General features: G+C 65.1%; 27 protein-coding genes. 18 read left to right on the top strand and 9 right to left on the bottom strand.

From position 1 onward, the window contains the following. Window positions 1-134: 134 nt before the first annotated feature. Window positions 135-1,586 (bottom strand): hypothetical protein, encoded by a 1,452-nt coding sequence (locus Q8Q80_RS15825; RefSeq protein WP_305633842.1) that lies wholly within the window; start codon window positions 1,584-1,586, stop codon window positions 135-137. A gap of 163 nt (window positions 1,587-1,749) precedes the next feature. On the opposite strand from Q8Q80_RS15825, the gene pyrF reads away from it, so the two are divergent. The 7 genes from pyrF to rplS all read left to right on the top strand — a co-directional run bounded on the left by pyrF (window position 1,750) and on the right by rplS (window position 7,562). Further along, window positions 1,750-2,490: an orotidine-5'-phosphate decarboxylase gene (pyrF, locus tag Q8Q80_RS15820; protein WP_305633841.1), complete on the top strand. Its 741-nt coding sequence runs from the start codon at window positions 1,750-1,752 to the stop codon at window positions 2,488-2,490. A 142-nt stretch (window positions 2,491-2,632) separates the two neighbouring features. Then, the gene (locus Q8Q80_RS15815) at window positions 2,633-3,553 is read left to right on the top strand and encodes an ABC transporter substrate-binding protein (protein ID WP_305633840.1); all 921 of its coding nucleotides are present in this window, start codon (window positions 2,633-2,635) and stop codon (window positions 3,551-3,553) included. Next, on the top strand, window positions 3,550-5,475 hold the full coding sequence (locus Q8Q80_RS15810) for an ATP-binding protein (RefSeq protein WP_305633839.1): 1,926 nt from the start codon (window positions 3,550-3,552) through the stop codon (window positions 5,473-5,475). Before Q8Q80_RS15815 ends, Q8Q80_RS15810 begins: the two co-directional genes overlap by 4 nt. 88 nt (window positions 5,476-5,563) lie before the next feature. Beyond that, a complete protein-coding gene (gene rpsP / locus Q8Q80_RS15805; protein WP_069039486.1) occupies window positions 5,564-5,800 on the top strand; it encodes a 30S ribosomal protein S16 in 237 nt (78 codons plus the stop codon). Between the two features lie 20 nt (window positions 5,801-5,820). After that, window positions 5,821-6,342, top strand: a complete 522-nt coding sequence (gene rimM, locus Q8Q80_RS15800) for a ribosome maturation factor RimM (protein WP_305633838.1) — start codon at window positions 5,821-5,823, stop codon at window positions 6,340-6,342. Further along, window positions 6,324-7,055 (top strand): tRNA (guanosine(37)-N1)-methyltransferase TrmD, encoded by a 732-nt coding sequence (gene trmD, locus Q8Q80_RS15795; protein WP_371132777.1) that lies wholly within the window; start codon window positions 6,324-6,326, stop codon window positions 7,053-7,055. Before rimM ends, trmD begins: the two co-directional genes overlap by 19 nt. Before the next feature lie 123 nt (window positions 7,056-7,178). Beyond that, window positions 7,179-7,562, top strand: a complete 384-nt coding sequence (gene rplS / locus Q8Q80_RS15790) for a 50S ribosomal protein L19 (protein WP_305633836.1) — start codon at window positions 7,179-7,181, stop codon at window positions 7,560-7,562. Between the two features lie 92 nt (window positions 7,563-7,654). Here the strand turns inward: rplS and dxs are convergent, their stop codons facing one another. Genes dxs through Q8Q80_RS15775 form a run of 3 tightly spaced genes read right to left on the bottom strand, consistent with a single transcriptional unit; the run spans window position 7,655 to window position 10,690 of the window. Then, on the bottom strand, window positions 7,655-9,544 hold the full coding sequence (gene dxs / locus Q8Q80_RS15785) for a 1-deoxy-D-xylulose-5-phosphate synthase (RefSeq protein ID WP_305633835.1): 1,890 nt from the start codon (window positions 9,542-9,544) through the stop codon (window positions 7,655-7,657). Between the two features lie 2 nt (window positions 9,545-9,546). After that, the gene (locus Q8Q80_RS15780) at window positions 9,547-10,443 is read right to left on the bottom strand and encodes a polyprenyl synthetase family protein (RefSeq protein WP_305633834.1); all 897 of its coding nucleotides are present in this window, start codon (window positions 10,441-10,443) and stop codon (window positions 9,547-9,549) included. Beyond that, window positions 10,436-10,690, bottom strand: coding sequence for an exodeoxyribonuclease VII small subunit (locus Q8Q80_RS15775; RefSeq protein WP_305633833.1), 255 nt, complete (start codon window positions 10,688-10,690; stop codon window positions 10,436-10,438). Before Q8Q80_RS15775 ends, Q8Q80_RS15780 begins: the two co-directional genes overlap by 8 nt. Before the next feature lie 193 nt (window positions 10,691-10,883). Here Q8Q80_RS15775 and Q8Q80_RS15770 point away from each other — a divergent pair, with 193 nt between their 5' ends. The 6 genes from Q8Q80_RS15770 to Q8Q80_RS15745 all read left to right on the top strand — a co-directional run bounded on the left by Q8Q80_RS15770 (window position 10,884) and on the right by Q8Q80_RS15745 (window position 15,758). Further along, window positions 10,884-11,987: an aromatic ring-hydroxylating dioxygenase subunit alpha gene (locus Q8Q80_RS15770; protein WP_305633832.1), complete on the top strand. Its 1,104-nt coding sequence runs from the start codon at window positions 10,884-10,886 to the stop codon at window positions 11,985-11,987. An 89-nt stretch (window positions 11,988-12,076) separates the two neighbouring features. Further along, a complete protein-coding gene (locus Q8Q80_RS15765) occupies window positions 12,077-12,925 on the top strand; it encodes a DMT family transporter (RefSeq protein ID WP_305633831.1) in 849 nt (282 codons plus the stop codon). A gap of 20 nt (window positions 12,926-12,945) precedes the next feature. Next, window positions 12,946-13,296 (top strand): STAS/SEC14 domain-containing protein, encoded by a 351-nt coding sequence (locus Q8Q80_RS15760; RefSeq protein ID WP_305633830.1) that lies wholly within the window; start codon window positions 12,946-12,948, stop codon window positions 13,294-13,296. A gap of 5 nt (window positions 13,297-13,301) precedes the next feature. Beyond that, window positions 13,302-14,135 carry a sulfurtransferase gene (locus tag Q8Q80_RS15755; RefSeq protein ID WP_305633829.1) on the top strand — a complete coding sequence of 278 codons (834 nt, stop codon included), beginning with the start codon at window positions 13,302-13,304 and terminating at the stop codon, window positions 14,133-14,135. Next, window positions 14,099-14,368 (top strand): DUF3253 domain-containing protein, encoded by a 270-nt coding sequence (locus tag Q8Q80_RS15750; protein ID WP_305633828.1) that lies wholly within the window; start codon window positions 14,099-14,101, stop codon window positions 14,366-14,368. Before Q8Q80_RS15755 ends, Q8Q80_RS15750 begins: the two co-directional genes overlap by 37 nt. 295 nt (window positions 14,369-14,663) lie before the next feature. Then, window positions 14,664-15,758: an alkene reductase gene (locus Q8Q80_RS15745; RefSeq protein WP_305633827.1), complete on the top strand. Its 1,095-nt coding sequence runs from the start codon at window positions 14,664-14,666 to the stop codon at window positions 15,756-15,758. A 4-nt stretch (window positions 15,759-15,762) separates the two neighbouring features. On the opposite strand, the gene Q8Q80_RS15740 is transcribed toward Q8Q80_RS15745, so the two are convergent. The 3 genes from Q8Q80_RS15740 to norR form a co-directional block, all read right to left on the bottom strand. Further along, a complete protein-coding gene (locus tag Q8Q80_RS15740; protein WP_305633845.1) occupies window positions 15,763-16,140 on the bottom strand; it encodes a YbaN family protein in 378 nt (125 codons plus the stop codon). A gap of 319 nt (window positions 16,141-16,459) precedes the next feature. Continuing rightward, entirely contained in the window at window positions 16,460-19,837 is a 3,378-nt protein-coding gene (locus Q8Q80_RS15735; RefSeq protein ID WP_305633826.1) for a DUF2126 domain-containing protein, read from the bottom strand. A gap of 174 nt (window positions 19,838-20,011) precedes the next feature. Beyond that, window positions 20,012-21,538: a nitric oxide reductase transcriptional regulator NorR gene (norR, locus tag Q8Q80_RS15730; protein WP_305633825.1), complete on the bottom strand. Its 1,527-nt coding sequence runs from the start codon at window positions 21,536-21,538 to the stop codon at window positions 20,012-20,014. A gap of 153 nt (window positions 21,539-21,691) precedes the next feature. On the opposite strand from norR, the gene ytfE reads away from it, so the two are divergent. From ytfE to Q8Q80_RS19850, 4 genes are all read left to right on the top strand, one after another. Further along, window positions 21,692-22,384 (top strand): iron-sulfur cluster repair protein YtfE, encoded by a 693-nt coding sequence (gene ytfE, locus Q8Q80_RS15725; protein WP_305633824.1) that lies wholly within the window; start codon window positions 21,692-21,694, stop codon window positions 22,382-22,384. A gap of 23 nt (window positions 22,385-22,407) precedes the next feature. After that, window positions 22,408-22,530, top strand: a complete 123-nt coding sequence (locus Q8Q80_RS15720; RefSeq protein WP_305633823.1) for a hypothetical protein — start codon at window positions 22,408-22,410, stop codon at window positions 22,528-22,530. Beyond that, entirely contained in the window at window positions 22,530-22,784 is a 255-nt protein-coding gene (locus Q8Q80_RS15715) for a hypothetical protein (RefSeq protein ID WP_305633822.1), read from the top strand. Before Q8Q80_RS15720 ends, Q8Q80_RS15715 begins: the two co-directional genes overlap by 1 nt. A gap of 139 nt (window positions 22,785-22,923) precedes the next feature. After that, window positions 22,924-23,169 carry a YegP family protein gene (locus tag Q8Q80_RS19850; protein ID WP_371132776.1) on the top strand — a complete coding sequence of 82 codons (246 nt, stop codon included), beginning with the start codon at window positions 22,924-22,926 and terminating at the stop codon, window positions 23,167-23,169. 496 nt (window positions 23,170-23,665) lie between these two features. Here Q8Q80_RS19850 and rho read toward each other — a convergent pair whose 3' ends face one another. Next, window positions 23,666-24,925: a transcription termination factor Rho gene (gene rho, locus Q8Q80_RS15710; protein WP_305633821.1), complete on the bottom strand. Its 1,260-nt coding sequence runs from the start codon at window positions 24,923-24,925 to the stop codon at window positions 23,666-23,668. A 99-nt stretch (window positions 24,926-25,024) separates the two neighbouring features. Further along, the gene (trxA, locus tag Q8Q80_RS15705; RefSeq protein ID WP_069039507.1) at window positions 25,025-25,351 is read right to left on the bottom strand and encodes a thioredoxin TrxA; all 327 of its coding nucleotides are present in this window, start codon (window positions 25,349-25,351) and stop codon (window positions 25,025-25,027) included. 507 nt (window positions 25,352-25,858) lie between these two features. Between trxA and fdxA the strand changes: the two genes are divergently transcribed. Continuing rightward, window positions 25,859-26,182, top strand: a complete 324-nt coding sequence (gene fdxA, locus Q8Q80_RS15700) for a ferredoxin FdxA (protein WP_305633820.1) — start codon at window positions 25,859-25,861, stop codon at window positions 26,180-26,182. Window positions 26,183-26,191: the final 9 nt, after the last annotated feature.

Genomic DNA, 26,191 nt, shown 5'->3' with positions numbered 1-26,191 from the left:
ATCAGCCCAAAAGTCAGGATATGACCAGATTCAGGCCGCTGTGAACAGTCCCCTGCTATGCCTTTGACCGTGAACGACTTTTTCGATGGCGCTTCCATTTGGCATACCGTTAATTCGACAAATGAGAACACGCCCTAGGGTGTCATCAGTTCTTCAAGTTCGAACAGTTCGAAGGCGTGGGTCTGCAGCGTGAGGTCCGACAACCGGGCATCGCCCAGCCGCAGGCGCTCGCCGGCAGCATGTGCGATGAGGATGTCGCGCCCGACTGCGGCGCCCGTCTGCAGCATCAGGCCCGGCTGCGGGCGCCGCGTAGTCAGCGGCGGCAGCCGCAGCGCTGCGACCGGCGTACGACCGGATACGCGCTCGGTGCCGAATACCACGGTGGCCGCCTGGGCGCCGTGACTGAGCAGCTCCACACCGATTTCCATCCGGTCCGCCTGACCGCTGCGTGCCCAGCGCACCACGCAGATCATCCATTTTCGCGAATCGACGCCCTTGATCATGACCGGTGTGCCCGGACGTACAAGTCCGGTCTGCCCGCTCGCCAGGCTCAGTGCGAAGCCGCTCGCACTGTCGTTCTGGATGATCCAGTGCGAACTGCAGGTCTGCCAGTCCGGCGAGGCATCGCGCCGTTCGAGCAGTGTCCATATCGCGTCGAAGCCGATCAACATGCGTACGTCCTGAGTACGCTCGCGGCGCGACTGCTGGCGTCTTGGCATCGACATCCAGCGCGACTGAAGCATGCGCATCAGCCGGCGTGTCGGCAGTTGTTCGAGACAGGCAGGCAGATGCAGTTCGCCAGCGCTTCCACCTTCGTCGATCAGGTCGAGGTGCTGGCCGAGTACCTGCCCCAGCCGCTGACAGGAGCAGTAAAGAATGTGCCCGGTGCGTTCCGTGTCGGCCGGTGAGCGCAGCAGTGCGGTGGGGCCATGGTCGATCTCGTCGTCGAGCCAGAACCATGAATCCAGGTCGCGGTGCGGGGGTTGTACCTGCATCTGTACTGCGCCCGAGTAGCTGCGCACGTACTCGGCCACCCGGAAGAAATCGGCGGGTGCAAGGTTGGGCGGCTGCGCCAGCGCCAGTGCGACCAGCTGGCGGTACAGCTGTTCCGCGTCAACAGAATCGGGCCGGCTGCTGACCGGCGCAGCCACCGCCCGCGCATGCATCAACAGCGCATTGGCGGTGCCCCACATGCCTGGCGGGTCGTCGGCCGCGATGAGCACATTGAGTGCGTAGGCGTCGAGTACGCACACCATGGCATGTCCTGCGGTGCGTGCGGGCCGATGGGCCGCGCCTTCTGCGAGTGCCTCGAGATAGGCACGAGCGAGCCGCATGTGCAGCAAACAGAGTTGTTCCGCCGTGCCACGCATGGCGCGTTCGACCGGCAGCGCGCTCGCCGCAAGTTCTGGCTTCAGTGCGGCTGCGCAGGCTCGTGCACGGTCGTGGAAGATGTCGAGGATGCGCACGCGGGCCGTCTGCGCCACATTCGCCTGGTCGAGCATGTCAAGGTGGGCGGACAGCGCGGCCGATTCAACCGCGACTCGGGCATCGACCGGCTTTGCAAGCCAGTCGAGCACCGTTCTCATGCCCTGTCCGGTCCGCGCGTCACGGATGAGCCCTTCGAGTACGGGCGATACGGAAGCGGGAAAAGACATCGTGAGCGATCGTTGCAGCGGAAGAAGGTAGAGATGATTCTAGTAAACTCGGGCTTTTCGTGCGCAGGCCATACGCCTCACTTCATTCTGGATCATGACCGACTTCCGACCCGCCAGCGCTGAACGCCCCATCATCGACCCGGCCGACCGGCTGATCGTTGCCCTGGATGTACCGAGTGCCGATCAGGCGCGCGCCGTCGTCGACCAGCTGGGCGACGCGGTCCGGTTCTACAAGATTGGTCTGGAGCTGTTCATGACCGGCAACTACTTCGAGCTGCTCGACTGGCTGGTGAAGCGGGACAAGAAGGTGTTCGTCGATCTGAAGTTCTTCGACGTGCCCGAAACCGTGCGTTCGGCGGTCCGCGCGCTGTCCTGCAGCGGTGCGACCTTTGCGACGGTGCACGGCAATCAGGCCATCATGGAAGCGGCCGGCGCCGACAAGGGCGCGTTGAAGATACTCGCAGTGACCGTGCTGACCAGTCTCGATCGCGGCGATCTGGACGATCTCGGCTTTGCCTGTGATGTCGAAGCACTTGTTCTGTCGCGCGCGCGGCGCGCGCTGGCCGCCGGGTGCGATGGCGTCGTGTCCTCGGGTCTGGAAGCGCCGGCGATCCGCGCCGAACTCGGCTCGCGCGTGCTGGTCGTGACGCCGGGCATCAGGCCGGTCGATAACCGGCCGTCAGATGACCAGAAGCGTACGGTCGATGTCGCGCAGGCGTTGGCCAACGGCGCCGATTACCTCGTGGTCGGGCGCCCGATCCGCAATGCGTCCGACCCGGCCGCGGCCGCGCGCCGGATGCAGCAGCAGATCGCACAGGCGCTGGGTGTGTGCTGAAAGGGAATTCGCGCACGTCATCAGCCCTTCGGATGATGATGTGCGCGTGAGCCTTGAAGCATACTCATCGTGTCTTCAGTCAGCGTCGGGGCAGTACCGCGTTCACGTGCTTGCGTCGGCACACACACCCGCCCGGTGGTCCATGCGCTCCCGGTTCTCCCGGGCGGCCGGCGTGTTGCTGTGCGCTTTTCTCCTGCTTGGTGCGCCAGCCGCGTTCGCGGCGTCCGTGCTGGTCCTGCTCAGTGAATCGGGGGGCGCCTACGCGGAGTTTGCCGATGCATTGAAGGCTGAGCGCGGCGCGCGTGGCGGCTATGCGATCGCCGTGCTGTCGCGGGCAGATTTTTCGCCCGAAGCGCTCGAGTCGCATGATCTTGTGGTCGCGGTCGGTGCGAGTGCGCTGCGCACGCTTGTGCAGAGCGAGGTCAAGGTGCCGGTGCTGTCCACGCTGGTGCCGAAGGCGGCCTACGAGGCCCTGGTTGCCGGTGATGCCCGCAGGTGGTCGGCCGTCCATATTGATCAGCCATTTTCGCGACAGGTGGCGCTGATCCGTCTGGCACTGCCCGACGTGCGGCGCATCGGCGTGGTGGCTGATGCCGAAACACCGCAACGCCTGCAGCCGCTGCGCGAGGCGATGACCGGCACGCCGCTCCAGTTGGTGTCTGCGTCCTTTACCAGCGAGGCGTCGCTTTTCTCGTCGCTCACACAGGTTATCGAGCAGTCCCAACTGTTTCTCGCACTGCCGGATCCGCGTGTGCACAACGCCGGCACCGTGCGCAACCTGCTGCTGACTTCCTTCCGTGCCCGCATACCGGTGGTCGGGTTTTCCGCCGCCTACGTGCGTGCCGGCGCAGTGATGTCGCTTTACTCGACGCCCGAACAGATGGCGCGCCAGGCCACCGACGCGATGATCGGCTGGACACTTGAGCGCAGCTGGCCGCAAGCGCGCTTTCCCCGTCACTTCACGGTGTCGGTGAATACCCATGTTGCACGCTCGCTCGGCCTGCGGATCGCCGATGCCGAAGCCCTGCGCGACCAACTGGTGCAGCAGGAGAAATCGCCATGAAGCACTGGGGAATCCGATCCCGCGTTCTGCTGGTGGCACTTGCGCCCCTGTTGGTGTGCGGTCTTGTCGGTGGCGTGTGGCTTGTGCTGGATCGCCTGGCCGCGCTCGAAAGCGCGCTGGTCGAACGTGGTCACGCCACTGCGCGTCAGGTTGCGGCGTCCGCCGACTACGGCGTGTTTTCGGGCAATACCGATGCACTGGTGGCGCTGATCGAAGCCGCCCGGCGGGAACGTGATGTTACCGGCATCATGGTGTCGAGTCGCGACGGAGACCTCGTGGTGTCGGGCGGTTCGCTCAGCCGCGAAGCGTATGTGCCTGGTGCCCGGCCGGCCGGACTGGCACTGGTCGAGCTTGAGTCGTCGACGCTGTTCATCGAACCCATCGTGCGCAGTGCGGTGATCGGCGACCACGACATGTTCGACGGGCTGACCGAAGGCACCGTCGACAATCGCCCCACCGGCTGGGTACTGGTCGAGGTGTCGCGCAAGCGGGTCGATGCGCTGAAGACCGATTTCGCCGTTACCAGCGCGATCGTCATTGCCTGTGTACTGCTGGCGGCGAGCGCTTTTGCGATCCGCATCAGCCATACGGTGACCCGACCGGTGCGGGAAGTATCGCGCGTCGTCCGGCGCATCGGCGACGGCCATCTCTACGAGCGTGTGACGGTAGCGGGAGGCGGGTCGCTGCGCATCCTGGGCGAAGGCGTGAACAACATGGCCGAGCGGCTGACCCGGGCGCGCGACGAGCTTGAAGCACGCATCGCCGATGCGACCCGCCAGTTGCGCAGCCGCACCGATGATGCCGAACGCGCCAATCATGCCAAATCGCGTTTCCTTGCAGCCGCCAGCCACGACCTTCGCCAGCCGATGCATGCGCTCGGACTGTTCGTTGCCGAGCTGGCCGAGCGCTTGCGAGGCTCGGAACATCGGTCCCTGATAAGGCAGATCGAGGAATCGGTCGGCGCGATGGAAGACCTTCTCGATGCGCTGCTCGACATGTCGAAGCTGGACGCCGGTGGTGTCACGGCGCGTCGCTCGGAATTTGCGTTGCAGCCGCTGTTGTCCCGCATCGTCGAGGACTTCGCGGCCGATGCACTGCAGCGCGGACTGCGCCTGAAGCTGCGCGCGACCGATGCATGGGCGGAGACCGATCCGCTGCTGCTTGAACGCATCATGATCAACCTGGTGTCCAATGCGGTGCGTTACACGCAGCGTGGCGGCGTGCTGATTGCCGTTCGAGCGCGTGGCGATCACCTGCGCATCGAGGTGCGCGACTCGGGTCCGGGTATCCCGGACGAGGCGCTCGAAATGATTTTCGAGGAGTTCTACCAATTGCAGAATCCCGCGCGCGCGCGCGGCCAGGGTCTTGGGCTGGGGCTGGCCATCGTGCGGCGGCTGGTCGGACTGCTTGGCCACGAGGTGACCGTTCGCTCGCAGACCGGTGTGGGGTCGGTGTTCGCGATCGAAGTCCCCCGTGTCGAAAGTGGCAACCGGCCGACGCCCGAAGATGTGCCGGAAGTGAGGCCCGACCGGCTTTCGCTGTTCGTTGTCGTCATCGATGACGATCCGGGGTCCCGCACCAGCATCGCCGGCCTGCTTGCCTCCTGGGGTTGCGAGGTGCTGTGTGCCGGAACATTGTCTGAAGCGCGCGACGCCATCCGGCAGCGCGACAAGGCGCCGGCACTTGTCCTGTGCGATTTTCGGCTCGCAGCCGTCGCAACCGGTATTGACGTGCTCGATACGCTGCTCGCCGAGCAGAAGGGTGGCATCGCCGCCGCACTGGTAACCGGCGACACCGATCCGCAAGTGAGGCGCATGGCGACCGCGCGTGGCTACCCGGTGTTGCACAAGCCGGTGCGTCCGGCGCGGTTGCGCGCTTTGATACAGCAGGTTCTTGCGCAATCGCAGAACCCGGTCGCCTGATGACGATCGAAGTTGCGTGGTGAATGTCTTGCTGCGTAGTAGGTTCTTCGCTAATATCGCGGGTTTTCCTCGTTTCGAAGGAAGTGTAATGGTCGTTATCCGTCTCGCGCGTGGGGGTGCCAAGAAGCGCCCGTTTTTCAATATCGTTGCGACCGATTCCCGCAATCGTCGCGATGGCCGCTTCATTGAGCGCGTCGGTTACTACAACCCGATCGCCCCGGAAGGCACCGGCCTGTCGGTCAACGCTGAACGACTGGCCTACTGGACTGGCGTCGGCGCGCAACTGAGCCCGACGGTCGCCCGTCTGGTCAAGAAGGTCGCCTGATTTCCGGCTCGGCGAGCACCATGGTCGTCCTCGGGCGGCTGTCGGCGCCGTTTGGTGTGCAGGGCTGGTTGAGGTTGCACCCATTCGGTGACGACCCTCAGTCCTGGAAAGTGATTCGTGACTGGCGTGTTCATGCCGATGCCGATGCGCCTGTGGCGCAGTGGAGCACGTTGAAGCTGGCCGCATTGAAACTGCAGAACACCGGTCCGGTCGTGAAGTTCGAAGGCTGCGACGATCGCAACGGTTCGGAAAGGCTGGTCGGCTTGTATGTCGCCGTACCGCGTCATGAGCTTCCGGACACCGCAGAGGATGAATATTACTGGGGTGACCTGATCGGCCTGACGGTCGTCAACAGTGCAGGCGTGACGCTCGGTCACATCGATCGGCTGCTTGAAACCGGTGCCGACGACGTGCTGGTCGTGGTCGATGCCCAGTCCGATGACAAGGTGGTCGAACGCCTGATCCCTTTCGTGTCGGCCGTGGTGACCGATGTCGATCGCGAAGCGGGCGTGGTTCGTGTCGAATGGGATGCGCAGTGGTAGGCCCTGACGGCGCTGTTCAAGGCACCGGAACGGCGGGTATCGCCTTCGAGGTGATCACGCTGTTTCCTGAAATGTTTGCGGCCATCGAACGCAGCGGCATCACGCGACGCGCGATGGAACGACTGTTGTGGCGGGCGAATTACGTCAATCCGCGTGATTTCGCGACCGACGCTCACCGTACCGTGGATGACCGGCCGTATGGCGGTGGTCCCGGCATGGTGATGATGGCGGAACCGCTGGCGCAGTCGATTGCGGCGTGCCGGGCACGCCACGCCGGAGCGGTGAAAGTGGTGCATTTTTCACCGGCTGGCGAGCGCCTGACGCATCGCCGGGTGATGGAACTGGCGGGCGCGCAGGCACTGGTTTTGTTGTGTGGTCGGTATGAAGGGGTGGATCAGCGCTTGATCGATCGTCATGTCGACCTGGAAGTATCGCTGGGTGATTTCGTGTTGTCCGGTGGTGAGTTGCCGGCGATGGTGCTGATGGATGCCATCATCCGCCAGCTTCCGGGTGCCCTGAATGATGCGAATTCTGCGATCGAGGATTCATTCGTCGCCGGCCTGCTCGACTGTCCGCACTACACGCGGCCGGAAACGTGGGAAGGCGAAACGGTGCCGGACGTGCTGCTGTCGGGTGATCATGCCCGCATCCGGCGCTGGCGGGCCGAGCAGGCTTTGGCGCTGACACGCAAGCGTCGGCCGGACCTGCTGTAGAAGATGAAGTAACGGCGGTTGAAGTAGATAGAGTGGTCGCGGTATGGATCACTTCAATAAATGCGCGCATCACGGAACAGGTGCTCTGCGGCAAGGCAATGCCACTGACCAGGAGTTTTTGCAATGAATCTGATTGAGCAACTCGAGCAGGAAGAAATCGCCCGTCTGGGCAAGAACATCCCCGACTTCGCACCGGGTGACACGGTGATCGTGAACGTGAACGTGGTCGAAGGCGAGCGCAAGCGCGTCCAGGCTTACGAAGGCGTCGTGATCTCGAAGCGCAATCGCGGTCTGAACTCGAATTTCATCGTGCGCAAGATTTCCAGCGGCGAAGGCGTCGAGCGGACCTTCCAGACCTACTCGCCGCTGATTGCGTCGGTCGAGGTCAAGCGTCGTGGCGACGTGCGCCGCGCCAAGCTGTACTACCTGCGCGAACGTTCGGGCAAGTCGGCGCGCATCAAGGAAAAGCTGGTACGCCGCGCTGCACCGGCTGCCAAGCAAGGCTGACATCCGTCAGGCGGGGCGCTCGGCGCTCCGCGCAGTGGTAGTGAAAAAGGGACCGCTAGGTCCCTTTTTCACGTCTGGTCTCGCAGGTGATGTCAGTCGACATCCAGCGGTTGCAGTGCTGCCCGCACCCGAATCCGCACGCCTGCCTCATCCAGACCGACTTCCGCCATCAGCTGTGCCGGGTCGCCGTGATCGACGAAGCGGTCCGGCAGGCCGATGCGCACCACGCGGCAGGCGAGCCGGGCGTCGTTCACCACTCGCTCGACCTCGCTGCCGGCGCCGCCGATCAGCGCGTTTTCTTCCAGCGTCACCAGCACTGCGTGGCGCTGTGCCAGTTCGAGCACGAGCGCCGTGTCCAGCGGCTTGGCGAAGCGCATGTTCGCCACGCTGGCATCGAACTCATCGGCCACCGCAAGCGCCGGTGCGAGCATGGCGCCGAAGGCGAGCAGGGCGACGTCACCGCTGCCGGAACGGCGCAGCTCGCCCTTGCCGATCGGCAAGGCGCGCATGTCGCTCTGCAACGGTACGCCGGGGCCACTGCCGCGCGGATAGCGCACCGCGCTGGGGCCTTCGTGCAGGTAGGCGGTGTACAGCATTTGCCGGCATTCGTTCTCGTCGCTCGGCGTCATTACGACGATATTCGGCAGGCACAGCAGGTAGGACAGGTCGAACGCACCGTGGTGGGTCGCACCGTCGGCACCCACCAGCCCGGCGCGGTCGAGTGCCATCATGACCGGCAGGTTCTGCAGGCAGACGTCGTGGATCAGCTGGTCGTAGGCGCGCTGCAGGAAGGTCGAGTAAATGGCGACCACCGGTTTCATGCCTTCGCATGCGATGCCGGCCGCGAAGGTCAGCGCGTGCTGTTCGGCGATGCCGACATCGAAGTAGCGCGTCGGGTATTCCTGGGCGAAGCGCACCATGCCCGAGCCTTCGCGCATCGCCGGCGTGATCGCCATCAGCTTGTCGCTCAGCGCCGCCATGTCGCACAGCCAGTCACCGAACACCTGGGTGTAGGTCAGCTTGCCGGCGCCCTTGGCCGTCTGGATGCCTGCAAGGTGGTCGAACTTGCCGACGCCGTGGTACAGGATGGGGTCGGCTTCCGCCAGTTTGTAGCCGTAGCCCTTCTTCGTGATCACGTGCAGGAACTTCGGTCCCGGCAGTTCGCGCAGGTTTTCCAGTGTCGGAATCAGTGCGTCGAGGTCATGTCCGTCGATCGGGCCGTAGTAGTGAAAGCCGAATTCCTCGAACAGCGTGCCCGGCGTGATCATGCCTTTCACATGTTCTTCCGCGCGCTTGGCGAATTCCTTCAACGACGGCGCCAGCTCCAGCACCTTGGCGCCAGCGCGCCGCGCAGCGTTGTAGGTCTGGCCGGACAGCAGCCGCGTCAGGTACTTGTTCAGCGCGCCGACCGGCGGCGAGATCGACATGTCGTTGTCGTTCAGGATGACGAGGATGTCTGCGTCTTCGACGCCGGCGTTGTTCAGCGCCTCGAAGGCCATGCCGGCCGTCATCGCGCCGTCGCCGATCACCGCAATGCTGTGCCGCTTCACACCCTGCGCACGGGCGGCGACCGCCATACCGAGCGCCGCGGAGATCGAGGTCGAAGAGTGCGCGGTGCCGAAGGTGTCGTACTCGCTTTCGCAGCGACGCGGAAAGCCGCTCACGCCGTGATACTGGCGCAGTGTCGACATGCGTTCGCGCCGGCCGGTCAGTATCTTGTGTGCGTAAGTCTGATGGCCCACATCCCACACGATGCGGTCGTGCGGCGTGTTGTATATATGGTGCAGTGCGACGGTCAGTTCCACCGTGCCGAGGTTGGACGACAGATGACCGCCGGTGCGCGACACCGATTCGAGCAGGAATCTGCGCAGTTCGGCCGCCAGCGGAGCGAGGTCGCGCGCATCGAGCGCCCGCACGTCGGCCGGAGAGTCGATCGTGTCGAGCAGCGGGTAGGCGCTTGTCGTTTGCAAGGATCTGTCCATGTTCAGTTCTGCCGTGTCAGCACGAAATCGGCGAGTTCGCGCAGGCGTTGTGCCTTGTTGCCGAAACCGGTGAGGCTGTCGAGCGCTTCGTCGTGCAGCTCGCGGGCGCGTTCGCGCGCCCGGCCAATGCCCAGTGTGGTGACATAGGTCGGCTTGTTGGCCGCAGCGTCCTTGCCTGCAGTCTTGCCCAGCGCCGCCGTGCTCGCTTCACAGTCGAGCAGGTCATCCACCACCTGGAACAGCAGGCCGACGCGCGCTGCGTAATGGTCCAGCTTCGCCGTGCCGGCTGCGTCCAGTTCGCCACAGGCTGCACCCAGTTTCACCGCACAGCGTATCAGCGCACCGGTTTTGTGGATATGCATGAATTCAAGCGCTTCGACGTCCAGTTCCAGGCCGACCGACGCCAGATCAATCGCCTGACCGCCGGCCATGCCGCGCGACCCTGACGCGACCGCCAGTTGTGTGATGAGCGCGACACGCGCGGCCGGGGCGACCGTGCAGTGTTCGGAGAGCAGCAGAAAGGCGAGCGACTGCAGACTGTCGCCGACCAGAAGCGCCGTTGCGTCGTCGTACTGCACATGCACCGTGGGCTTGCCGCGGCGCAGCACATCGTCGTCCATGCACGGCATGTCGTCATGCACGAGGGAATAGACGTGGATCAGTTCAAGCGCACAGGCGGCGGCGTCGAGCACTTGCGGCGCGGCGCCGGACAAGGCGCCTGCTGCGTGACAGAGCAGGGGACGCACCCGCTTGCCGCCGCCAAGCGCGGCATAGCGCATGGCTTCGTGCAATCGGGCCGGGGCGATGGTGTCGGGTGGCAGGAACCTGTCGAGCGCACTTTCAGTGCGCTGCTGTACCGCGCTCACCCAGTCGCGAAAATTCGTTCCGTCGTCAGTCATCGCCACGTGCGCTGGCATCGGCCGGAAAATCGCGCAGCAACCCGTCTTCGAGTATCTGCACTTTCTGTTCGGCCGCGTTCAGCGCCGACTGGCAGTGGCGCACCAGATCGACGCCCCGCTGGTAGCGCTCCAGTGCGCTGTCGAGCGGCAACTTGCCGTCTTCCATCGCACGCACGATGGATTCGAGTTCTTCGATGGCGGTCTCGAAGCTGGCGGGTTCTGACGCCGCTTCTGATTTTCGGGTCATGCTGGGTACGGTCAGCTGGTTGGAGCGCGAAAAATAGCTGATCCACCCCGGGCGGTCAAACCTGCATCTGGTTATACTCACCGGCTTTGTCACGCGCATCCGGCCCCGCACATCGGTGCACAGACTTTCTTGTGCCGTGTGTTCCGCGCAGGCCGGCGCGCGGTTTTCCAACTTTGACTTCGGGGGTTGGGGAATGTCCGATCTGCAGTCCATTACCCGTCTGGAACCGGCGCAAACTCAGTTTCCGGTGTCCTGGTACGTCGATGCATCGCTGTTCGAACTTGAAAAGCGCGTGCTGTTCGACAACGGGCCGGGCTATGTGGGGCATGAACTGATGGTGCCCGACGCGGGCGACTATCAGACCCTGGGCTGGGCCGACGATGCACTCATGCTGGTACGCAACGCGTCCGGCGTCGAACTGCTGTCCAACGTGTGCCGCCATCGCCAGGCGCTGATGATGAAGGGGCGCGGCAACGCGTCCAACATCGTTTGCCCGGTCCATCGCTGGACCTACGACACGCGCGGCGAACTGCTGGGCGCGCCGCATTTCCCGGATACACCCTGCCTGAATCTGAAGCGCCAGCCGTTGCAGAACTGGAAGGGATTGCTGTTTTCGGGCCAGCGCGACATCGCGGCTGATCTGGCCGGCATGCAGGTGGCACCGGATTTCGACTTTTCCGGCTACCGGCTCGATCACGTCGAAATGCACCAGTGCAACTACAACTGGAAGACCTTCATCGAGGTCTATCTGGAGGATTATCACGTCGAGCCCTTCCACCCCGGGCTGGGCAAGTTCGTCACCTGCGATGACCTGAGCTGGGAATTTGCACGCGATTACTCCGTGCAGCGGGTCGGCGTGAACAACCGCCTCGCGCGGCCCGGCACGCCGACCTACGAACGCTGGCACCGCGCGGTGCTCGACTACTACCAGGGCGAGCTCCCGCCGCACGGCGCGATATGGCTGACCTACTACCCGAACATCATGGTCGAGTGGTATCCGCACGTGCTGGTGGTCAGCACACTGTACCCGCAGGGCCCGGACAGTACGCTCAACATGGTCGAGTTCTACTATCCGGAGGAGATCGTGCTGTTCGAGCGCGAATTCATCGAAGCCGAGCGTGCGGCCTACATGGAAACTGCGCGCGAGGATGACGAGATCGGCGAACGCATGGATGCTGGCCGGCGCGCGCTGATGAAGCAGGGCCGCTCGGAAACCGGGCCCTACCAGTCGCCGATGGAAGATGGCATGCAGCACTTCCACGAGTGGTATCGCCGCGAAATGGCCGACTATCTGTGACGGCCGGATGCCCGTGAGCCCTGGCCGGCGCCTCGGGCAGGACGGGGCACCCCGGTGCCCGGTTTCCTTGCGCAGATGAGGGCCTGACGATGCAGTCGCTGTGGATGGTGCTGGCCAGCCTGCTGTTCGCGTCGATGGGCGTGTGCGTGAAGCTGGCAAGCGACGCACTGCCGGCATCGGAGATCGCCTTTTACCGCGGCTTCATTGCACTGTTGCTGGTGGCCGTGGTGATGCGCCTGCGCGGGGCCGACTTCGCCACGCCGCACGCCGGCGTGCACCTGAAGCGCGGCGTGTCGGGCGCGGTGTCGCTCATCCTGTACTTCGAGGCCATTTCGCTGCTGCCGCTGCCGACTGCGGTCACGCTGAACTACACCTCGCCGCTGTTCATGGCCGCCTGGCTGGGCTTCACTGCGTCGGGCGAGCTGTCGCGACCACTGATGCTGGCGCTGGCCATCGGTTTCGCCGGTGTCGTACTGGTGCTGCAGCCTACGCTGGGCAGCGACCAGTGGGTCGGCGGGCTGTTCGGACTGGGTTCCGGGCTGATCGCCACCGTCGCCTATCTGAGCGTGCGCGATCTGGGGCGCCTCGGCGAGCCCGAGTGGCGCATCGTGCTCTACTTCTCCGCCTGTTCGGCCGTGCTCGGCGGGCTGTGGGCGCTGGCCGACGGTGGTTTCCACTGGCACGACACGCGCACCTGGGCGCTGCTGGGTGGCGTCGGCGTGTTCGGCACGGCGGCTCAGCTGTGCATGACTGCCGCCTACAAGGGCGGGCGCACCCTGGTATCGGCCAGTCTGGCCTACACGACGGTCGCTTTTTCGACGCTTTACGGCGTCCTGCTATGGCAGGAGGTACCGTCTGCAGTAGTCTGGCTGGGCATGCTGCTCATCGTTGCCAGCGGCCTGCTTGCGCTGCTCCGGCCGCCGCCGGTGAAGACCTAGTTCAAAAAAGGAGATTTCAAATGATCGCAACCGAGTCCGATGGCAATCTGGTGACGGTGTCCGCTTTCGGCGAGTTCACGCTGGCGGATTACCGCGAGTTCGAAGACCTGGTGAATTACCGCATCAAGTTCGAAGGCGTGGTCAATCTGCTGATCGACCTGCGCCAGATGACCGACTTCACGCTCGACATGGCGCTCGAGGAACTGCGCTTCGCCCGCGCGCACAGCCACGACTTCGGGCGCATCGCGGTGCTGGCCGGCAGTCCCTGGATGATCTGGACGGCCTGGCTGTCGCAGGTGTTCGTCGATGCCGACGTGACCGTGTTCGACGACGAGGCCGGCGCGCGCGCCTGGCTCGCCGAAACGGTGTGAGCGCCATGGGTCCGCTGATCAGCGCCGAGGCACTCGCCGGCCGCCTCGGCGATGACACTCTGGTCGTGATCGACTGCCGGCACGATCTGGCGCAACCCGACGCCGGCGAGGCCGCCTGGGCCGGGAGCCATATTCCCGGGGCGCTGTTCATGCACCTCGATCGCGACCTGTCGTCGGTGAAAACCGGCAGCAACGGCCGTCACCCTCTGCCGTCGCCGGCCGCCTTCACCGCGCTGCTCGGCCGCTGCGGTATCACGCCCCTGCACCCGGTGGTTGCCTACGACGACGCTGGCGGCATGTTCGCCGCCCGTCTGTGGTGGATGTTGCGCTGGGTCGGTCATGCCGACGCTGCGGTGCTCGACGGCGGCCTCGCCGCCTGGCGCGCCGCGGGCGGCGCGCTCGACCAGTCCGTACGCAGCCGCCCGGCCACGCGCTATCCGGTAGGCGCGGTCGAAACCACGCTGGATGCCGATGCCTTGCTGGCCAATCTCGACAGCGCCGCGCTGCTGGTGGTCGATGCGCGCGCGCCGGACCGTTTCCGCGGCGAGAACGAAACGCTGGATCCGGTCGGCGGCCACATACCGGGTGCGGTCAATCGCTTCTTCAAGCTGAATCTGACCGATGATGGCCGCTTCAAGCCGGCCGACGTCCTGCGCGCCGAGTGGTGCGCCATCGCCAACGGACGTGATCCGGCGACCCTGGTCATGCAGTGCGGCAGTGGCGTCACAGCCTGCCACAACCTGCTCGCGCTCGAACTGGCCGGCCTGTCCGGTGCGCGCCTGTACCCGGGTTCGTGGAGCGAATGGTGCAGCGATCCGGCACGACCAGTGGCACGCTGAGCGGCGCCACCGACCCGGTTGCCGACGACGCGACGATTGCGCACGAACTGCTCGCGCAAGTTGCCGTGCGTGGTGCCGGCCGGTCGATCTGCCCGTCGGAAGTCGCGCGGGCGCTGGCTGCAGACTGGCGCGCGCTGATGCCGCAGGTGCGCGAGGTGGCGCGCCGGCTGGCGCGTGACGGTCTGGTTGTCATCACACAGGCTGGCGAAAAGCGCGACCCGAACGCCGACTGATGCGGCCCGATCCGCGTGGCGCAGGTGCCTGAGCGCTCCGCCAGCTCCACCTGAGCCAATTGTTGGGCGTGAAAGACTGGCCGTGTAAGCGGTCGCCTTCTGCGAGATATGCAGGTCGACCACGTTGATTGTCTGGTCGATATCGAACTGACGACCTCTGAGGCACACGGGCATGATGCGCTCGTGCGGATCGCTGAACTGGAACTGATTTTCGCGCATTCGCTCTACCCGTGCGTCGTCGGGCTCGGACCGGCGTGCATCCGCGGCGAAGCCATTTCATATAGGGGAGTACTGCATGACCACACTTTTCGACCCGCTGAAGCTGGGCGATATCGCACTGAATAACCGTATTGTCATGGCGCCGCTGACGCGCAACCGCGCGCTGCCCGGTCAGGTGCCGGGACCGCTGGCCGTCGAGTACTACACGCAGCGCGCCAGCGCCGGTCTGATCATCGCCGAGGCGACGCAGGTCAATCCGATGGGGCAGGGCTATCTCGATACGCCGGGCATTCACTCGGCCGAACAGGTGGCCGGCTGGCGCAAGGTGACCGATGCGGTGCATGCCGCCGGCGGCCGCATCATCCTGCAGCTGTGGCATGTTGGCCGCATTTCGCACACCTCGCTGCTGCCTGGTGGTGCGTCGCCGGTGTCGTCCACGTCGCGGCGTCCGGATGCGCAGTGCTTCACCCGCGATGGCTTCGTCGACGTGTCGGCACCGCGCGCGTTGCGCGACGACGAACTGCCCGGTCTGATCGATGACTACCGCCGCGCGGCGCGCAATGCGATCGATGCCGGCTTCGACGGCGTCGAAGTGCATTCGGCCAACAGCTATCTGCTGGAGCAGTTCCTGCGCGACAGCGTGAATGACCGTAGCGGCCCGTATGGCGGCCCGATCGAGAACCGCGCCCGGCTGTTGCTGGAGATCATGCAGGCAGTGGTTGCAGAAGTCGGCGCCGGTCGCACCGGCGTGCGCCTGTCGCCCGCCACGACCTTCTGCGATACGCCGCTCGACAGCAACCCGCAGGCGCTGCACAGCCATGTGCTCGACCGGCTGTCGGCGCTGGGCATCGCCTTCGTGCATATGATCGAGGGTGAAACCGGCGGCGAACGCGCGCCGGCCAGCGTCAAGCCGCCGATCGACTACGCGGCGCTGCGCGCACGGTTCAACGGTGGCTGGATCGCGAACAACGGCTACGACCGCCAGATGGCGATGGATGCCGTCGCATCGGGTGGCATCGACGCGGTGGCTTTCGGCCGGCCCTTCATTTCGAATCCGGATCTGGTGCGCCGCCTGCGCGACAACGCGCCGCACAACGACCTGCGCGCCGAACTGATGTACGGCGGGGGTGCAGCGGGCTATACCGACTACCCGGCGCTGGACGCTGCCTGATCGCTCAGGGAAGGTCTTGCGGCAGGGGGCGCACCGCCGGTTCGGGGCGCGTCCACATCCAGCCGGCGACGACTGCAAGCAGCACATAGACGCTGCCGCGCACCCACGCCGGCACCGGGCTGAACCACAGCGTGGTGGCGCTGAACAGCATCATCGCGCTGGCCAGCCACTTGGCGCGCCGCGGAATGGCGCCCTGTTCGCGCCAGTTCGTGATGTAGGGGCCATAGGTCGGGTGCGCCAGCAGTCTGGCTTCAAGTTCCGGCCAGCCCCGGCTGGCTGCCCAGGCAGCGAGCAGCAGGAAAGGCACGGTCGGCAGCACCGGCAGCACCGCACCGATCACGCCCAGAACTACAGAAACCGCGGCCAGCAGCCGCCACAGCAATTGTCGGGTCCAGTGGATCAAAACGGGCCGTGCAGGATTTCAAAGCAGCATTGTGCCGCAGCCCGGCGCGTGTCGGCCGGTACGTGTGAGACCGGCCCCTGCGAGCGGACTCCTGTGGATGCGGCCCCCTGTGGAAGAGGCCCCTGCGGGAGCGGCGTCCCCGCCGCGATACGCGCTTCGCACAGCGAGCAACGCGGCACTGATCGCGGCGGGGACGCCACAGCCACAGCCACAGCCCCAACAGGTGCAGCGCCCGACCGCGGTCGCGCCCACTGCCGAACCTGCAAGAAACAGCCGGGCGCGGTCGTGGGTGGCCTGCCTACCGTCGCAAGTCGAGCGTGAACGGGAAGTTCGGGTTGCGGTCTTCCGGCGGGGCGGCTACGTGGCCCGGCGTGTGCCCCATGGCAAAGAATCGCGCCAGACGACGGCCTTCCGCCTCGTACGAATTGACCGGAAAGCTTTCGTGGTTGCGGCCGCCGGCGTGTGCCACGTGGTACTGGCAGCCGCCCATCGAACGCTTCATCCAGTCGTCCACCAGATCGAACACCAGCGGGGCGTGTGGCGGGATGGTCGGATGCAGGCAGGTGGCCGGTTGCCAGGCGCGGTAGCGCACGCCGGCGACATATTCGCCCACGCGACCGGTCGGCGACAACGGCACGCGCCGGCCGTTGACGGCCAGCACATGCCGGTCGTCGACCAGGCCCTGCACCTTCACCTGCAGCCGTTCGACCGACGAATCGACATAGCGCACCGTGCCGCCGGCACCGCCTTCCTCACCCAGCACATGCCAGGGTTCGAGTGCGCTGCGCAATTCCACCAGCACGTTGCGGGCGGAGAACTGCCCCATGCGCGGGAAGCGGAATTCGAAGTGCGGCGCAAACCACTCCAGCTCCATCGGGTAGCCGAAGGCACGCAGGTCATCGACCACGTCGCGCATGTCCTCCCACACGAAGTACGGCAGCATGAACCGGTCGTGCAGTTCGGTGCCCCAGCGCTTGAGTTTCGGCGGCGCATAAGGCTGCTGCCAGAAGCGGGCGATCAGCGCACGCAGCAGCAGTTGCTGCGTCAGGCTCATGCGGGCATGCGGTGGCATTTCGAAGCCGCGCATTTCCAGCAGGCCGAGCCGGCCGGTCGCGCCATCCGGCGAGTAAAGCTTGTCGATGCAGAATTCGGCGCGGTGCGTATTGCCCGTGGCATCGACCAGCAGGTTGCGCAGGATGCGGTCGATCAACCAGGGCGGCGTGTAGCCCGTGTCGCGCGAACGGCGCTCGATTTCGGCGAACGCGATTTCCATCTCGTACACCGAATCGTTGCGTGCCTCGTCCATGCGCGGCGCCTGACTGGTCGGGCCGATGAACAGGCCGGAAAACAGATACGACAGCGCCGGATGGTTGTGCCAGTAACTGATCATGCTGCGCAGCAGATCGGGCCGGCGCAGGAAGGGCGAATCGGCCACCGTGGCACCGCCCAGCACGAAGTGATTGCCCCCGCCGGTTCCGCTGTGGCGGCCGTCGATCATGAACTTTTCGGTGCCGAGGCGGGTTTCATGGGCCGCCTCGTACAGGAAGGTGGTGCCGGCCACCATGTCATCCCACGAGTGATAGGGCTGGATGTTTACTTCCAGCACGCCCGGGTCGGGCGTGATGCGCAGCACTTCGACGCGCGGATCGCGCGGCGGCTCGTAACCTTCGAGCACCACCGGGTGGCCGCAGGCTGCCGCGGTCAGTTCGATCGCGGTGACCAGTTCGAGGTAATCGTCCAGCGTCGGCAGCGGCGGCATGAACAGATACATCACGCCGTGGCGCACCTGCGCGCACAGCGCGGTGCGGGTGATCCAGCCGGCGGATTCGAGCGTTTCCGGCTTGCGGTCTGTAGCCGGTACGAGGGCTGCAGTCGGAGCGGCAGTGGCGTAGTCGATGCCTGCCGCGTCGTCGTCTTCAGGCTTCTGCATGCGTACGGCAATGTCGATCTGCGGCCGCAGCGGCACCTGCCGCTGCACCGGGTCAGGTGCATGCACCCACGGATACTCGGCCGCCGACACCCAGGGCTGCGAATCGAGCGGCAGCCGGTAGCCCATCGGCGAATCGCCCGGAATCAGGAAGCAGCGGTCGTCGCGCAGGAACCACGGGCCACTCTGCCAGGCGTTGCCGGCCGGTGTGCGCGCCAGCGGCAGGATGTGGCCGACCTCGCTGTCCAGCCCGTCATGGAACAGCCGGCGCATGCGCTCGCGCTCCAGCGGATCTTCGAGTCGCGAATCGAACGGATCGACGTTCGCCGGCAGCTTGCGTTCGCGCCACAGGTAGTACCAGACGTCCTCGAAGGCCGGAAACACGTACTTGCCGTCCACGTCGAGCCGCTTCGACAGGGCCTTCAGGAAGGCTGAACAATGCTCCGCCGTCAGCGCGTAATCGATGGCTTCGTCGGCGAACAGAGCGGGATCAGTCCAGATCGGCTCGCCGTCTCGCCGCCAGAAGCAGGACAGCGACCAGCGCGGCAGCTGTTCGCCCGGATACCACTTCCCCTGGCCGTAATGCAGCAGGCCACCCGGCGCATAGCGTGCCTTCAGCTTCGCCAGCAATTCCGCGCCGAGCAGGCGCTTGACCGGCTTGTCCGGCGGCGAATCGGCCGTGGTGTTCCACTCGGGGCCGTCGCGGTCGTCCACCGACACGAAGGTCGGCTCCCCGCCCATGGTCAGCCGCACATCGTTCTGCACCAGATCGGTGTCGATGCGATGGCCCAGCTTTTCGATGCGCGACCAGGCGTCGTCGGTGTAGGGCTTGGTGACGCGCGGCGCTTCCCACACGCGCTCGACCTTCATGTGGTGCTCGAATTCGGTTTCGCACTTTTCGGTCAGTCCGCTGATCGGCGCCGCCGACGACGGGTCGGGCGAGCAGGCGAGCGGAATATGGCCCTCGCCGGCGAACAGGCCGGACGTCGCATCGAGCCCGACCCAGCCGGCGCCCGGCAGATACACCTCGCACCAGGCGTGCAGATCGGTGAAATCCTTCTCCGGGCCGCTCGGACCGTCGAGCGACTTCACGTCGGCGGTGAGCTGTATCAGGTAACCGGACACGAAACGCGCCGCCAGCCCCAGATGGCGCAGCACCTGCACCAGCAGCCAGGTCGTGTCGCGGCACGAGCCGCTGCCCTTCTGCAAGGTTTCTTCCGGTGTCTGCACGCCCGGTTCCATGCGGATGAGGTAGCGGATGTCGCCCTGCATCTGCTGGATCAGTGCGACCAGATAATCGACGCTGGCCTTGCCGTTGCTGCCGAACAGCGTGCGTGCGTCATCCACCCAGCGGCTGAATTTCGGGGCGTTGTCCCGGGTCAACGGCAATGTGACCAGATAGGGGAACAACTCGCGCGTCTGTTCTTCGTTGTACCCGAACGGAATCTTCTCGGCCGCCGGTTCGAGGAAGAAGTCGAACGGATTGATGACCGACATTTCGGCGATCAGATCGACCTCGATGCGCAGCTCGCGCGTGCATTCCGGAAACACCAGTCGCGCAAGATAGTTGGACTGCGGATCCTGCTGCCAGTTGACGAAGTGCTCGGCTGGCGTGACGCGCAGCGAATACGACAGGATGGGCGTGCGCGTGTGCGGCGCCGGGCGCAGACGCACCACCTGCGGGCTCAGCAGCACCGGGCGGTCGTAGCGGTAGTGGGTGACGTGATTCAGTGCGACGTGGATGGACACGGAATACTCCGGTTGCGGGCAGTGAAGGGGTTGGTGCACTCAAGCAATTAGCGTGCGCGACTCAAGTTCATGATTTTCAATGTCAATGGTTTCAGCATGTCGACGACTCCTGCACAGTAAGGGGCGTGTGCACCGCACTGGTGCATGACGTTCCGTACGCGGCTGGCGTCGCCGTCATTTGAGTCCGAGGCGGCGCGCCAGCTTGTGCAGATTGCTCGGGTCGACATCCAGCCGGCGCGCCGCGTCGGCCCAGTTGCCGGCACAGGCATCGAGCGCGGCGCGGACCAGCCGGCGCTGTGTGGCATCGATGGCTTCACGCATGGACGGCAGTATGGCGCCGGATGCCGCGTCGCAGGTCGGCGGCGTTGCCGCAGGGGTGGTCAGGCCGTCCAGATCGAGCAGTTCGGCCGGCAGCGACACGATGTCGGTGCGCACGGCGCCCCGGCTCACCGCTTTCAGCGCGGCTCGGCTGATCACGTGTTCGAGTTCGCGCACATTGCCCGGCCACGGGTAGCGGCACAGCGCGTCTTCCGCCTCCGGCGACAGGCGCAGGCTGCGCAGGCCGAGACGGGCGCGGTTCAGTTCGAGAAAGCGGCCGGCCAGCAGGAGCACGTCGCTGCCGCGCTCGCGCAACGGCGGTATCGGCACCGGATAGACCGACAACCGGTGATACAGGTCGGCCCGGAAGGCGCCGTCGCGCACGCTGTCGCGCAGCGTGCGGTTGGTCGCGGCGATCACGCGTACGTCGACGCGTCGCGGTTGGTCGGCGCCCAGGCGCTGGATTTCGCCGTTCTGCAGCGCGCGCAGCAGCTTGGCCTGCACGGTCAGCGGCAGCTCGCCGACCTCGTCGAGAAACAGCGTGCCGCCATCGGCTGCTTCGAAGCGGCCGGGCCGGTCGGCGGTGGCGCCGGAAAACGCGCCTTTCACATGGCCGAACAGCTCGCTTTCGGCCAGCGATTCGGGCAGCGCGGCGCAATTGACATGTATCAGCGGTTGCGCGGCGCGGCGCGAATGACGGTGCAGGTGGCGGGCAAACAACTCCTTGCCCACGCCGGTTTCGCCGAGCAGCAGCACCGACAGTTCCGAATCGGCCACCACCTTCATTTCGTGCAGCAGGCGCTGTATCACTTCGCTGTGCCCGACGATTTCGGCGTCATCCGCACTGGCACCTTGTGCGTCGGCCGTTTCGCCGCCACGCGACAGGCGCAGCGCGTGCAGATCCTGCTCCAGCCGGGTCACGCGCACGGCGGCTTCGACCAGCAAGGTCAGGCGGCGCAGGTCGTCGCGCGCCGCCGCGGTGAAGGTGCCGGTCTGCAGCGCGTCCAGCGTCAGCGCCCCCCAGGTCTGGCCTTCGACCTGCAGGCTGGTGCCCATGCAGTCGTGCACCGGAATCGGTTCGCCGACGCGGGTGTCGAGCAGGCCGTCATAGGGGTCGGGCAGCGCACTGTCGTGGTCGAAGGCGGTGATGTCGCGCCGCGACAGGATGGTTGCCAGCCGCGGGTGTTGCGCGACGACGAAACGCCGGCCCAGCGTTTCGCGCACCAGGCCGTCGACCGCCAGCGGGCGCAGGCTGTCCTCTTCCAGCTTCAGCAGCGCGACCGCGCCACAGCCGAAGTGGGCGCGCAGGCTCGATACCAGGCGCTGCAGGCGCACGGCGGGCGGCAGTTCCGACACCAGGTCGGCAAGCAGCAGCGATCCCATCATGGTGAAAGCGACCCTCTGTGGTTCTAAATACCAGTTCATTTGAGGGTGGAAAATACCTCAGTTTCCATAGGCCATTGATTTTATTTGATCCGGATGCATGGCCCGGACCTTGCGAAGTGAAGGCGTCTTCTTCCCCACGAGGTCTTCGCCATGAACCTGATCGACCAATCCCTTGGTGCGCTGGCGCGCAGCATTCCGGGTGCCACACAGGTGTTCCACGAACACAAACTGGATTTCTGCTGCGGCGGCAAGCACAGCCTGCAGGACGCCGCGGCCGAGCGGGGCATCGACCCTCAACCCATCGTCGAACGCCTGGGCGCACTGCTTTCGCAGGCGACGCGGGAGGCGCGCGACTGGCGCTCGGTGCCGGCAGCCACGCTGATCGAACACATCCTGTTCCGCTTCCACGATCGCCACCGCGAACAGCTACCGGAATTGGTTCGACTGGCGCGCAGGGTCGAGCAGGTGCACGGTGACCGGCCGGACTGCCCGACCGGTCTGGCCGACCACCTGACGGTGATGCAGCATGAGCTGGAAAGCCATATGCAGAAGGAAGAGCAGGTGCTGTTCCCGATGCTCGCCCGCAGCCATGCTGCCGCGGTGCAGGGGCCGGTCACGGTGCTGCGCAACGAGCACGACCAGCACGGCGAAGCGTTGCAGCGGCTGGAAGCCCTGACCGACGACATCACGCTGCCGCGCGGTGCCTGCAACACCTGGCGCGCGCTCTACACTGGTCTGGCGGCGCTGCGCGAAGATCTGATGGAGCACATTCACCTCGAGAACAACATTTTGTTCGAAGGGCTGAATGCGGCACCAGTCGAGGCGGAGACCACTCACCGGTAATTTGCCGAAAGACGTCGTTCACGTTGATCGGCGTGCTCATCGTCACCTTTTCGCTGCTCGGCTACTTCGGCGTCGAGGTGTATCGCAACGCGCCGCCGATACCGCAGCAGATGTCAGGGAAGACGGCCGCGCGGGGCTGGTGCTGATGATCGCCACCAGCCTGCTGCCGATCGGCCTGATCCAGTTCCACGCCAGCGTCAGCCAGGGCCTGTCGTACGCGCGCCGCGAAGCGTTCATGCAGCAGCCGCTGCTCGAAGCGCTGCGCTGGGTGCGCACCTTCGGCGATGTGGCGTTCATCGTCGGCTCGCTGGCGGTGGCCTGGCAAGTGGTGTCCGGTGTGTTCGGCCGCGCCGGCCGTGCGCCGCAGCCGGTCAGTGCGCTGGCAGGGGCCCGTCGATGAACTGAGCGCAACCGTCCTCCCTCCTTGCCGCAACGCTTCGGCAAGGTTGGGGCGCCGTGCCGGAAGGCCGGCGCCCCTCTTTTCTTCGTGGCTGTACTTTCGCCGTGCCTCCGCGCGTTCCCGGGCGAATCAGTAACCCGTGGAACGGAAAAGGCCGAAGTTTCAGTTCAAGGAGGCTGCAATCGACGAATTCCACTTCACGCTGCTCGGCACCGATGCCCCGTCCTTGCTGCAGAGCGAAATGTACAAGACGTGTGCGTCCACCGAGAACGGAATCGCATCGGTCAGGACTGAGGCAGCGGACGACGGCCGCCGTGACCGCGGCAAGGCTTCGAACGGAACTTGCGCCGCTGGGCGAGAAGCTCACCAGGGCGGCACGGCGTAAGGGGCGCCGCGGCTGGACGGGTGTTGTTGGGCATCGCTGCGCTCACCCCAACCTACGTTCTGGATCGGTGGCGGCTGCACGGTGATGAGCGCAACGGCGGGTGATCGCCGGAGAGTAAGGGGTGGCGCGGCTGGACGGGTGTTGTTGGGCATCGCTGCGCTCACCCCAACCTACGTTCTGGATCGGTGGCGGCTGCACGGTGATGAGCGCAACGGCGGGTGATCGCCGGAGCAAGGGGTGGTGCGGCTTGACGGGTGTTGTTGGGCATCGCTGCGCTCACCCCAACCCACGTTCTGGATCGGTGGCGGCTGCACGGTGGTGAGCGCAACGGCGGGTGTTTGCCGGAGTAAGGGGTGGCGCGGCTGGACGGGAGGGTACGGGAGTTTCGTAGGTTGGGGTGAGCGAAGCGATGCCCAACGCAAGCGACGGTACCGCGCCGATGGTTGCGGCACGATACCGTCGCTGGTCGGACGGGGCAGCGGTGTTCCGCTGCGGGTCAGCCTCGACGCATGGCGTCGAAGAACTCGCCGTTGCTCTTCGTGGCCTTGATCTTGTCGAGCAGGAATTCGATCGCTTCCAGGTCGTCCATGTTGTACAGCAGTTTGCGCAGGATCCAGATCTTCTGCAGGATGTCCGGCTTCAGCAGCAGCTCTTCGCGGCGCGTGCCCGAGCGGTTCACGTTGATCGCCGGATAGACGCGCTTTTCCGCCATGCGCCGGTCAAGATGGATTTCCATGTTGCCGGTGCCCTTGAATTCCTCGTAGATCACGTCGTCCATGCGGCTGCCGGTTTCGATCAGCGCGGTGGCGATGATGGTCAGGCTGCCGCCTTCCTCGACATTGCGCGCGGCTCCGAAGAAACGCTTCGGCTTCTGCAGCGCATTGGCGTCCACACCGCCGGTCAGTACCTTGCCCGACGCCGGCTGCACCGTGTTGTAGGCACGGGCGAGGCGGGTGATGGAATCGAGCAGGATGATCACGTCCTTCTTGTGCTCGACCAGGCGCTTGGCCTTCTCGATCACCATTTCGGCCACCTGCACGTGGCGGGTGGCCGGTTCGTCGAAGGTCGATGCAACCACTTCGCCCTTCACCGAACGCTGCATTTCGGTCACTTCTTCCGGCCGCTCGTCGATCAGCAGCACGATGAGCATGGCTTCCGGGTGGTTGGCGGTGATGGCGTGCGCGATGTGCTGCATCATCACCGTCTTGCCGGTCTTCGGCGGCGCCACCAGCAGGCCGCGCTGGCCCTTGCCGATCGGCGCGATCATGTCGATCACGCGTGACGTCGTGTTTTCTTCGCCGCGCATGTCGCGCTCGAGCACCAGCGTTTCCGTCGGGTGCAGCGGCGTCAGGTTTTCGAACAGGATCTTGTGCTTGGTCGCTTCCGGCGGCTCGCTGTTGACGCGATCGACCTTGACCAGCGCGAAGTAGCGTTCGCCGTCTTTCGGTGTCCTGATTTCGCCTTCGATGGTGTCGCCGGTGTGCAGGTTGAAGCGCCGGATCTGGCTCGGCGACACGTAGATGTCGTCGGTGCCGGCCAGGTAGCTCGCTTCCGGCGAACGCAGGAAACCGAATCCGTCCGGCAGCACTTCCAGTGCGCCATCACCGAAAATGCTTTCGCCCTTTTTCGCGCGGTTGCGCAGGATGGCGAAGACCAGTTCCTGTTTTCGCAGCCGGTTCGCGCCTTCGATCTCGAAGGACTGGGCCATTTCGAGCAATTGGCTGACGTGAAGTGCTTTCAGTTCGGAAAGATGCATGGTGACGGGGTCTGTGCGACGTGCGGGGTGGGGAGGCGGAGCCAGGAACCGGCTCCGGCGGGCGGGGTGCGCGAGGCACCCGTCGCCGTGGAAAAGTGATTAGAGGTGGCTGTCCAGGAATGCGGTCAGTTGTGACTTCGACAGGGCGCCGACTTTCGTGGCTTCGACATTGCCGTCCTTGAACAGCATCAATGTCGGAATGCCGCGAATGCCGAAGCGTGCCGGGGTGTCCTGGTTCTCGTCGATATTCACCTTGGCCACGCGCAACTTGCCGGCGTAGTCACGCGCCACCTCGTCGAGAATGGGGGCAATCATCTTGCACGGACCGCACCATTCGGCCCAGTAGTCGACCAGCACGGGCAGATCGGCTTTGACCACTTCGGCTTCGAAGCTGGCATCGGTGACGTGGTGGATGTGTTCGCTCATCGTTTCCTCGCGGGGCTTGACTTGGGGAGAGACCTGGAATGCCGGATCGTTTCTTGGAATTGGGTATATCGGTCGGATATACCGTGGACAACCGGGTGTGGGCTGGGCGCTGTTGTTAGCCGGGCTGAGTGCCTGACGCGCACTGCGCAGGCCGGGAATTCGTGAGCAGGTGTGTGCGGAGGTTGCGGGCCACCGCGGCAGGCACGGGGCAAATCACTCTGGCAGCGCGCTGACCGCACACCTGCGCGATCGCGTTTGTTACGCTGTTTTCGCGCTGTTTCCATGATGCTAATACAAAAAACGCCGTGTTGCGCAGAGTGATGGAGGTACGCCCGACAAAAATTCATGTCGGCATGCCGCCTCTGCACGATGCACGGAACGGCTTTGCCACGGGCCGCGGTGATAAAATCCACGCCGTTTTCCGGACTGTCATCGTCCCGAGATTCCGATCAAACCACCCCGTGGTTCGCCTGCTGTCGGGCAATGCGACCACCGCACGGAGAAACCATGACTTACGTCGTCACCGAATCCTGTATCAAGTGCAAGTACACCGACTGCGTCGATGTGTGCCCGGTCGATTGCTTTCGCGAAGGCCCGAATTTCCTGGTGATCGACCCCGATGAGTGCATCGACTGCACGCTGTGCGTGGCCGAATGTCCGGCCGAAGCCATTTTCGCCGAGGACGACGTGCCGTCCGACCAGATCCATTTCATCAAGCTGAACGCCGAACTGTCCGCCGAGTGGCCTGCCATCATCGAGCGCAAGGACGCGCCTGCCGATGCCGACGAATGGCTCAAGGTGAAGGACAAGCTCGGCATGCTGGAACGCTGAGCACGCCGC

The sequence above is a fragment of the Methyloversatilis sp. genome (assembly GCF_030698125.1).
Classification (GTDB): Bacteria; Pseudomonadota; Gammaproteobacteria; order Burkholderiales; family Rhodocyclaceae; genus Methyloversatilis.
Note: the sequence above shows the minus strand (reverse complement) of the source record. Positions and strands in the feature narration are given on the sequence as shown.

Excerpts from the sequence above, each read along its gene's own strand:
- Q8Q80_RS15825 (WP_305633842.1), bottom strand. The coding sequence starts at position 1,586 with ATGAGAACGGTGCTCGACTGGCTTGCAAAGCCGGTCGATGCCCGAGTC.
- pyrF (WP_305633841.1), top strand. The coding sequence starts at position 1,750 with ATGACCGACTTCCGACCCGCCAGCGCTGAACGCCCCATCATCGACCCG.
- Q8Q80_RS15815 (WP_305633840.1), top strand. The coding sequence starts at position 2,633 with ATGCGCTCCCGGTTCTCCCGGGCGGCCGGCGTGTTGCTGTGCGCTTTT.
- Q8Q80_RS15810 (WP_305633839.1), top strand. The coding sequence starts at position 3,550 with ATGAAGCACTGGGGAATCCGATCCCGCGTTCTGCTGGTGGCACTTGCG.
- rpsP (WP_069039486.1), top strand. The coding sequence starts at position 5,564 with ATGGTCGTTATCCGTCTCGCGCGTGGGGGTGCCAAGAAGCGCCCGTTT.
- rimM (WP_305633838.1), top strand. The coding sequence starts at position 5,821 with ATGGTCGTCCTCGGGCGGCTGTCGGCGCCGTTTGGTGTGCAGGGCTGG.
- trmD (WP_371132777.1), top strand. The coding sequence starts at position 6,324 with ATGGGATGCGCAGTGGTAGGCCCTGACGGCGCTGTTCAAGGCACCGGA.
- rplS (WP_305633836.1), top strand. The coding sequence starts at position 7,179 with ATGAATCTGATTGAGCAACTCGAGCAGGAAGAAATCGCCCGTCTGGGC.
- dxs (WP_305633835.1), bottom strand. The coding sequence starts at position 9,544 with ATGGACAGATCCTTGCAAACGACAAGCGCCTACCCGCTGCTCGACACG.
- Q8Q80_RS15780 (WP_305633834.1), bottom strand. The coding sequence starts at position 10,443 with ATGACTGACGACGGAACGAATTTTCGCGACTGGGTGAGCGCGGTACAG.
- Q8Q80_RS15775 (WP_305633833.1), bottom strand. The coding sequence starts at position 10,690 with ATGACCCGAAAATCAGAAGCGGCGTCAGAACCCGCCAGCTTCGAGACC.
- Q8Q80_RS15770 (WP_305633832.1), top strand. The coding sequence starts at position 10,884 with ATGTCCGATCTGCAGTCCATTACCCGTCTGGAACCGGCGCAAACTCAG.
- Q8Q80_RS15765 (WP_305633831.1), top strand. The coding sequence starts at position 12,077 with ATGCAGTCGCTGTGGATGGTGCTGGCCAGCCTGCTGTTCGCGTCGATG.
- Q8Q80_RS15760 (WP_305633830.1), top strand. The coding sequence starts at position 12,946 with ATGATCGCAACCGAGTCCGATGGCAATCTGGTGACGGTGTCCGCTTTC.
- Q8Q80_RS15755 (WP_305633829.1), top strand. The coding sequence starts at position 13,302 with ATGGGTCCGCTGATCAGCGCCGAGGCACTCGCCGGCCGCCTCGGCGAT.
- Q8Q80_RS15750 (WP_305633828.1), top strand. The coding sequence starts at position 14,099 with ATGGTGCAGCGATCCGGCACGACCAGTGGCACGCTGAGCGGCGCCACC.
- Q8Q80_RS15745 (WP_305633827.1), top strand. The coding sequence starts at position 14,664 with ATGACCACACTTTTCGACCCGCTGAAGCTGGGCGATATCGCACTGAAT.
- norR (WP_305633825.1), bottom strand. The coding sequence starts at position 21,538 with ATGGGATCGCTGCTGCTTGCCGACCTGGTGTCGGAACTGCCGCCCGCC.
- ytfE (WP_305633824.1), top strand. The coding sequence starts at position 21,692 with ATGAACCTGATCGACCAATCCCTTGGTGCGCTGGCGCGCAGCATTCCG.
- Q8Q80_RS15715 (WP_305633822.1), top strand. The coding sequence starts at position 22,530 with ATGATCGCCACCAGCCTGCTGCCGATCGGCCTGATCCAGTTCCACGCC.
- rho (WP_305633821.1), bottom strand. The coding sequence starts at position 24,925 with ATGCATCTTTCCGAACTGAAAGCACTTCACGTCAGCCAATTGCTCGAA.
- trxA (WP_069039507.1), bottom strand. The coding sequence starts at position 25,351 with ATGAGCGAACACATCCACCACGTCACCGATGCCAGCTTCGAAGCCGAA.
- fdxA (WP_305633820.1), top strand. The coding sequence starts at position 25,859 with ATGACTTACGTCGTCACCGAATCCTGTATCAAGTGCAAGTACACCGAC.